Genomic DNA, 5614 nt, shown 5'->3' with positions numbered 1-5614 from the left:
CCCTCAACGAGAAGGCCGGGGCCCAGCTGTTCTTCAAATGCGAGAACCTGCAGAAGATCGGTGCCTTCAAAGCACGGGGTGCGACCAACGCTGTCTCCCTGCTGTCCGATGACGAGGCCCGCCGGGGCGTGGTCACGCATTCGTCCGGCAATCATGCGGCCGCCCTGGCGCGTGCCGCCAAGTTGCGAGGCATTCCGGCTTACACCGTGATGCCGTCCAATTCGCCGCAGGCCAAGTTGGCCTCGGTGCGCCGTTATGGCGCCGAAGTGATTCTGTGCGAGCCGACCCTGGCCGCCCGGGAAAGCAATTGCCAGAGCGTGATCGAACGCACTGGCGCGGCTCTCATTCATCCCTACAACGATCTTCGAGTCATGGCCGGGCAGGGCACAGCAGCTGTGGAACTGCTCGAAGACGTTCCGGATCTCACGGACATCCTGTGCCCGGTCGGCGGTGGCGGCTTGCTCAGCGGTGTTTCGGTCGCCGCCAAGAGCCTCAAGCCAGGCATTACTGTGTTCGGCGTCGAGCCCAAAGGTGCTGACGATGCCGCGCGTTCACTGGTCGCGGGACAAATCATTCCCAGCACGTCACCAGCGACTATTGCCGATGGCTTGCGCTCCTCGCTGGGCGAGCTGACGTTCGCCGAGATCCAGCATCATGTCGACGGCATCGTGACCGTCTCCGAAGACGAAATCCTTCACGCCATGCGCGCGATTTGGGAAGTGTTGAAAATCATCGTCGAGCCATCCGGCGCCGTGGGCTATGGCGCACTGGTGGATGGTCAGCTCGAGCTGCCGCCAGGTCGCCGCATCGGCATCATCCTGACCGGCGGCAACCTCGATCTCGACACTTTGCCTTGGAGCGTTACGACTCCGGCGTAGCCGGGCCTTCGATGCGACCCAGTTTGGTGAAGTAGCCGCTCACTTCCAGCACGATGGTCAGCGGCGCATCGCTGAGGTTGCGCCAATACCAGCCGTGCATTCCGGTGAACGGCGCGACGAACGAACCGTTCGCCGTCTGACTGCTCTGCACTGTCTCGTAGCTGCGGAAATAACCTTTGGGCCAGTCGCCCTCGGTGGGCTCACCGTGAAATTCGTAATACACGGCGCCGGTACCTTCCGCTTGAACATTCCACGAATACAACATGGGCTCGCCGGCGGCGAGCTTGGCCTTGTACTCCAGTTCCTCGCGAGGCTTCACGTTGATCTCGATCCGCACCGAACGATGCTTGCGCGGATGAGCGTGCATTAGATTGCCTTCGGTGCGTGCATTGGCTGCTTGCACTCGCTTGGCTTCACCGAGCGGACCGAGTCCGAGCAACTCACCGGTGCGAAGCGGATCGATGCCGTATTCGGCCGGCAACACTACACAGACCAGCAGCACAGCCGCGATCGCAATCGCACTCAGTGTGGCAATCAACAGCTGACGAGCAGAGCGGGGCGTAGCACTCATGACGCCGGAACCTCAGCAACGAAATAGCCGGTGAGCTGATAGCCCACCAGCACGAACCCCGCGGCCATCAGCAACACATTCGCCGCCGTCGCGTAACGGGTGAAGGAGGGCGCTGCGCGCCAGTAAGTCATGACGATGAGAATGGCGCTGAGCGCCAGCACCTGACCGAGCTCCACGCCAACATTGAATGCCAGAATGTTCGGCACCAAGCCATCGGCGGACAAAGTGAAGTCCTGCAGCTTGGTGGCCAGACCGAAGCCATGGAAAAAGCCAAAGATCAGCACGGCTGCCTTGGTATTGGGCTGGATCCCGAACCAGGTTTGAAACGCGCCAAGGTTGTCGAGCGCTTTGTAGACCACCGAGAAGCCGATGATGGCATCGATCAAATACGCGTCGATCTGCAGGCCGCTGAGGACGCCGAACAGCAGTGTCACACTGTGGCCGATGGCAAACAAGGTGACGTAGGCCGCCACTTCGCGCAGCCGATACAAGAAGAAAATCACGCCGACCAGAAACAGCAGATGGTCGTAGCCGGTGACCATGTGCTTGGCGCCGAGGTAGATAAACGGTAACAAGTGCACGCCACTGGCATTCTGCAGGAACAGCTGATCTTCCGGCGCAACGCCATGAGCCAACGCTTGGCCGCCCACCACGCAGCTCGCCACTAGCAGCAACAGTCTTGGTAACAAACGCATAACGAAATAGTTACTGAGCAGCGCTGGGCTCAGGCGTGAAGATGTACTTGGCATGACAGTCCGTGCAGGTCTGATAGATATCGCCGGAGGCTGCGAACAATGCCTCAGCGTCTTTGACATCGGTAGCCTCGATGGCGACGCGAGCCGCTGCGCTCATGGCACGCGCCTTGGCGTTCCAGTCCTGCTGGTCCTGAATTTTCGGATTACGTGCGCGACCCGCCAACATCAGGGAATTACCCGCTTCGATCAGCACGGCCGCGTGATTGCGCGCGTTGTTCCATTCATCGTCGGTGCGCGGCTGAATCTCTTCCTCACCCTTCTCGGTAACGATACTGGCCACCGCGCCGAAGACCACTTTGGAACTGGGGTCCACCACCCAGCTCATCAGTTGTCGTGTGTCGATTGAAGTATCGAACGTCGCCGACGCCGGTGCGTCGACCGCAGCTGCGGCCGGAGCAGGAGAGCGATCGCTACAACCGGCTTGCAGCAGGCTACCGGCGATCAGAGTCGCCACTGTTATTGTTCGCACGAGCTTTATTTTGCTGAGAATCGATGGCGGTACACTAGCGACGATTGCCAGCCCTGTCATGAAATTTATGTGAATGAGCTTATCCAACAATCCAAGTCAGTGACGTCGCCACGAGCCACCGCAGCCGTGGCTGTTTGGATAAGGCAAGGCCATCTGTCGCAGCCCTGGTTAGCATCGCGCAGCTTATCGCAATGACCAACTGGAGGAATGCACCATGGCTGGTGGGTTTGACGACGAGAATGGCAAGTTCCGCGTGTTGGTAAACGAGGAAGAGCAATATTCCCTATGGCTCGACGGCATGGACGTGCCTCGCGGCTGGACCGACTGCGGCGTGGCCGGCGACAAAAAAACCTGTCTCGACTATGTCGGCAAAGTGTGGACCGACATGCGCCCCAAGTCGTTGCGGGTGTGGATGGAGGAGCACGCGAAGAACAGCGCTGCCAACGAAGAACAAGCAGCGGCTCCCCCAGCAGCGACTCCCGAGGCCGAAGCGCCGAATCCCGCCGGGGCATGAGAATCGGTACGTCGATCTCATTGCTCTGCCTTCCCTGTGGCGGCGCCAGCGCGACCATGTATGCGCGCTGGCGCCTGCGCTTGCCGCGCTGGATTCAGTTGCTGCCGGTGGAAATGCCCGGTCGTGGTGCGCGGGCCGCTGAACCGTTCAGTAGCAACTTCGATGAGTTAGTGGAACAGCTGTGTTTGGAGCACGCTCACGCCCTCGAAAGGCCTTACGCCTTATTCGGGCATAGCATGGGTGGACTGCTGGCGTATGGCATGGCGATTCGTTTGCAGCAGTGGCGCAAACGGCTGCCTGTGATGTTGTTCACATCGGCAAGCTCGGCGCCTGCGAGTGCCGATTGGCGCCAACATCGCCGCGTTAGCGATGCGGTGTTGATGAACGCTCTGCGTCGCTACGGCGGCACTCCCGAGGATGTGTTCGAAAGCCCGGAAATGCTGCGTCTGGCGATGGACGCGCTCGCTGCCGACTATCGTCTTTGTAACAGCTTCGAGTATCGCGGCCCCGCTTACTTGCCAGTACCGTTGCGTGTATTTGCCGGACAGGAGGATGAGATCCCGCCGGCGCGGCTCGAAGGCTGGCGTAGGGAAACATCGGCGAGCTATTCACTGCACTGGTTCAGCGGCGGGCATTTCTACTTGCGCCCCCAAGAACGCACCGTGGTCCGCCTGGTCGAGAAAGAACTGTGTGCCGAGCTTAGGACGCGCAAGGAAATGACTGAAGCAGCATCGCCCGCTTTGCCCGCGCAATTTTGACCATCGCGCTCATCAACTTATTCTGCTCCCGGGCCGAAGCTGTAGCAGCAGGCACTGGAGGAGACGACATTGAGAGCAGCAGCACGGTTGCTGGGATTGTGGATGTTGATGGCGGCGGCACCCAGCCCGGCGCAACAGCTCGACAAGCTCGGCTTTTTCGTAGGTGAGGCCACGCCGGCGACGGCGGCTCCCTCCTATCGTTCGTTCGTCAGCAAAGTTCAGCAGACACCGAACTCCACCAACGTATTCGTCGACTACCGCGAACCCATCTGGAGCGCGGGCACCTACGATCCGAAGTGGCGTAACAATGCCACCTGGGCGGCCGGCAATCTGGCGCAGCTGTGCTCGGTCGATTATTTGAATCGCCTGGATGCGGACGGCCGGCCCACGCTGATTCCCATCGTCAGCGTCGGCTTGACCGACGACCCGACGGCTTATCAACTGAACCTGCCCGCGAACCATCCGAATCGCGGCGTGTACAGCGAGAACGCCGCTGTCGCCATGATGAATGCCGTGGCCGCAGGCAAGTATGACGACGACGATATCGCTGCCGGCCGCTATCGTGTCTGGCCAGCGATTTTCGACGCCTTCAAGAACAAGGGCTTTCGTAAAATCTATTTGCGCATCGGCTGGGAACAGAACGGCAACTGGTACGGCTGGCAGGTGCGTAGCGAAGCGACGCGCGTTGCTTACATCGCAGCCTGGCGTCACGTGGCCGATCTGGCCCACAAGTATGCAGCCAGCAATGGCATGGTCATCGAGACCATGTGGAGCCCGTCGGCTTCGTACGCGAACTATGGTTTGAGCGAGGAGAGCAGCTATCCCGGCGACTCTTATGTCGACGTGATCGCGCCCACTCACTACAGCCCGGTTTGGAATCCCACGCGTTCACGCGACAAGACGGCTTATCACGACTGGACCAGCGGCGCGAACGTGGCGCTTGGCGATTGGCTGGCGAACGCGGCCAACCGTCGCGTGGTTTGGGACTATCCGGCGGCTGACTATTGGAACCCGAAGCGCGGCTGGGGCTTGCCTGCGGCCATCGAGTTCGCGTTGGCTCGTAGCAAACGTTTCGCATTGTCGGAAACCGGCACTGGCGCGGTCGGCGTCACTCGTAACGGCGGCGGCCCCATCGACGATGGCGACTACGGCGTGTACCTCGGCGAGCGACTGAGCGCAGCGATTGCGCAAGGCTTGCAGCTCGAAGTGGTCGAGATTTGGCCCCAGGCCACGGGCAGCGATCGACTGACGTTCTTGAGCGGCGCTCGTCCTCAGGAAGCGAATGCTTGGAAGGAATTCGGCGTGATGCTTGCGGCGGCAGAGTCACCGCGCAATCTCGCCAAAGGCCGGAAAGCCTATCCGAGCTCGACCGAGAGCAGCTCGTACGCCGCCTCTAAAATCACTGACGGCAGCACCGCGACTGCTTGGCGCAGCGTGGCCGGCACAGAAAAGCAGTGGATCTATGTCGACCTCGGTCAGCGCTACTCCATCTCTCGTGTGCGACTCACTTGGGATGCGGGGCATGCAACCGAGTACACCATTCAGACCATGGTGAGTACCAACACCTGGGTGAACGTCTATAAAACGTCCAGCGGCGACGGGGGTGTCGACGACATTCGCGGACTGAGCACGGTGGGCCGTTACATCCGCGTGTTCGCGACCAAGCGTG

Annotated in this window: 7 protein-coding genes; 4 read left to right on the top strand and 3 right to left on the bottom strand. The window is 60.6% G+C overall.

Translation table 11 applies throughout. The features are described from left to right. Positions 1-878, top strand: an 878-nt coding sequence (locus tag JNL55_RS33215) for a pyridoxal-phosphate dependent enzyme (protein ID WP_293864921.1), incomplete at its 5' end; no start/stop codon positions are given. Here JNL55_RS33215 and JNL55_RS33210 read toward each other — a convergent pair. Genes JNL55_RS33210 through JNL55_RS33200 form a run of 3 tightly spaced genes read right to left on the bottom strand, consistent with a single transcriptional unit; the run spans position 862 to position 2658 of the window. Then, on the bottom strand, positions 862-1449 hold the full coding sequence (locus tag JNL55_RS33210) for a hypothetical protein (protein WP_293864918.1): 588 nt from the start codon (positions 1447-1449) through the stop codon (positions 862-864). The genes JNL55_RS33215 and JNL55_RS33210 overlap by 17 nt on opposite strands. Further along, entirely contained in the window at positions 1446-2144 is a 699-nt protein-coding gene (locus JNL55_RS33205; protein WP_293864924.1) for a HupE/UreJ family protein, read from the bottom strand. The genes JNL55_RS33210 and JNL55_RS33205 overlap by 4 nt, the downstream gene beginning before the upstream one ends. 10 nt (positions 2145-2154) lie before the next feature. Continuing rightward, a complete protein-coding gene (locus tag JNL55_RS33200) occupies positions 2155-2658 on the bottom strand; it encodes a cytochrome c (protein ID WP_293864915.1) in 504 nt (167 codons plus the stop codon). A 229-nt stretch (positions 2659-2887) separates the two neighbouring features. On the opposite strand from JNL55_RS33200, the gene JNL55_RS33195 reads away from it, so the two are divergent. The 3 genes from JNL55_RS33195 to JNL55_RS33185 form a co-directional block, all read left to right on the top strand. Beyond that, entirely contained in the window at positions 2888-3187 is a 300-nt protein-coding gene (locus JNL55_RS33195; RefSeq protein ID WP_293864912.1) for an MbtH family protein, read from the top strand. Further along, positions 3184-3945, top strand: a complete 762-nt coding sequence (locus tag JNL55_RS33190) for a thioesterase II family protein (RefSeq protein ID WP_293864909.1) — start codon at positions 3184-3186, stop codon at positions 3943-3945. Before JNL55_RS33195 ends, JNL55_RS33190 begins: the two co-directional genes overlap by 4 nt. Positions 3946-4014: 69 nt before the next feature. Further along, positions 4015-5614, top strand: a 1600-nt coding sequence (locus JNL55_RS33185; RefSeq protein WP_293864906.1) for a discoidin domain-containing protein, incomplete at its 3' end; no start/stop codon positions are given.

Source organism: Steroidobacter sp. (assembly GCF_016790065.1).
Classification (GTDB): domain Bacteria; phylum Pseudomonadota; class Gammaproteobacteria; order Steroidobacterales; family Steroidobacteraceae; genus Steroidobacter.
Note: the sequence above shows the minus strand (reverse complement) of the source record. Positions and strands in the feature narration are given on the sequence as shown.